This window comes from Cryobacterium sp. Y57 (assembly GCF_002929505.1).
Classification (GTDB): Bacteria; Actinomycetota; Actinomycetes; order Actinomycetales; family Microbacteriaceae; genus Cryobacterium.
The window spans coordinates 1-1,391 of sequence record NZ_PJJL01000006.1 but is presented as its reverse complement, the minus strand read 5'-3'; the positions used below and the strand labels follow the sequence as shown (position 1 = coordinate 1,391).

At 65.9% G+C, this 1,391-nt stretch carries 1 protein-coding gene; it reads right to left on the bottom strand.

Features of this window, described 5'->3' with window-relative positions; translation table 11 throughout:
• Positions 1–143: 143 nt before the first annotated feature.
• Positions 144–1,391 (bottom strand): DDE-type integrase/transposase/recombinase (locus CXY72_RS00035; RefSeq protein ID WP_199183887.1); only part of this gene is annotated, 1,248 nt, incomplete at its 5' end.

Here is a 1,391-nt window from a genome sequence, read left to right as displayed (position 1 = left end):
GGAGAGCACCGCGGCGAGGTATTCCTCGTGGGACCAACCCGCGTCGCGGGCCTGGTCGCCGAGGCGGCGGAACGCTTCGCTGATCCGGGGCGCTCTTAAGGCGCGGGCGTAGTACTCGATCTGCGAGGCCGCTTCCGTGCCGATCATGACGCGACCGCTAGGTCGTCCGGGGCGGTCTCGGTGTCAACGTCGATGTCAACACGGAACAGGTCGTCGTAGCGGGCCAGCGAAGCCGTCTCGACGACGGCCGTGATGACGGGCCGGCGGGCGCGTTGGGCTTGGAACTGGGTGCGTAATTCGGCCGCGCGGGTAACGTGGGCGGGGTCGGTGACGGTCAGGTGCCGCGCCCACTTCCGGCAGTGCGCGGCGATCAGGACTCCGTCGTGATGAACAGAGATGGTGTCTAGGCTCGCGCTGACGTCCACGACGCGGCCGATCATGGCCGGGTCGACGGAGTAGTCGTTACTAAAGGCACGAACGTAATAGTCCCTCGGCAGTCGGATGCTGTTGCGAAACATCACCTCAGGTGCCATCGGCGGGAGCCCGCGCATCGCAGCCCGATCACGGCTGATGAGGTCGTTGGGTCGGCCCCGGCGGGACCGGGAGAGACGGTTGTTCGCAAGGGGCAACCACGCGGCGAGCTGCTCGTTGAAGTCATCGGGCGAGGTGAACGTGCGCCCTGACATGAAGCGGCTGCGGAAGAACCGATTCATGCGTTCGACCATGCCCTTGGACTCCGGATCTCGCGCTTTGAGCAGCTTGATCTGGGTGCCCAGCGTGCCCGCGAACGCGGCTGCCGGTTCGGTGAGTTTCCCGCGCCCGATCCCTGACTCGTTGTCCCAGGTCAACCGGGCAGGGACAGCTTCGGCTTCCCGCAGCAACGACCACATCCCGCCCAGCAGATCTGGCGTCGTCCGCGACGGCAACATGCGCGCCTGAATGAACCCGGAAAACGTCGACGTCATCACCAACACCGGCGGCGCAGCCGCCTGGTCATGACCCATCGGGAGGTCCTCGTGCGGGAACCAGAGGTCACATTGAATCTGAAACCCGGGCGGGTGCACGAGTCGATCCGCGGGGTCCGGCACCACGTATTCCGGGCGGAGCTCGGCGACCTTGGACCGAAACAACGAGGGCGACCCCGACCACCCCACCCGCTCGGCTGCGGTCGCGGCCGGCATCATCGGCGTGGCAGCGAGCAACATCCGAACCTGACTGGCGAACGCGTCAAAACTCGACCCCGTCGGCTCCCGCTGATACGTCGGCGACCGATCCACAGCCAACGCCCGATCGACCGTTCCGCGCGACACCCCAACCAGCCGCGCAATCTCCCGTTTCGAATGCTTCCCCGTCAAATGCAGGTGGCGAATCTCAGCCCAATCATCCAATTT